This is a genomic window from Staphylococcus simiae, from assembly GCF_002902085.1.
In the GTDB taxonomy this organism is placed as follows: Bacteria; Bacillota; Bacilli; order Staphylococcales; family Staphylococcaceae; genus Staphylococcus; species Staphylococcus simiae.
In genome coordinates this window covers 1-396 of the sequence record NZ_PPQR01000109.1, presented here as the reverse complement: position 1 = coordinate 396, position 396 = coordinate 1, and the positions used below count along the sequence as shown (strand labels likewise).

The following is a 396-nucleotide window of genomic DNA, read 5'->3' as shown; positions in this document are numbered from 1 at the left end:
CAAAATCAAACACCTTCGTATAAAACAATTAATCGATTCAGAGTTAATCCTAAAACAGATGCCTTAATCGAATCTTTATTTATCCAATTTCATAGCCAGTGCCTAAAACAAAACCTTATTGATGATCAATCTATTTTTATCGATGGAACTAAGATAGAAGCTGATGCCAATCGATATACGTTTGTATGGAAGAAAAGTATTTTAAACTACGAATCAGACATAAACGAAAATTCAAAAATAATCTATCAAGAATTAGTAAAAGACAAAATTATACCTGAGATTATAGAAGATAAAGATACTGATTTATCAAAAGAAGATATTGATTTAATCGGTAGTCATTTGAATAAAGAAATCGAAGATTTAAATCAACAAATTGAAAATGAAACACAACCAGAA

The 396-nt window shown here is 27.5% G+C and carries 1 protein-coding gene; it reads left to right on the top strand.

Annotation, left to right across the window (positions count from 1 at the left end; all coding sequences use genetic code 11):
- Positions 1-396: transposase (locus CD113_RS11170; RefSeq protein WP_142380909.1), on the top strand; the 396-nt coding region annotated here is incomplete at both ends.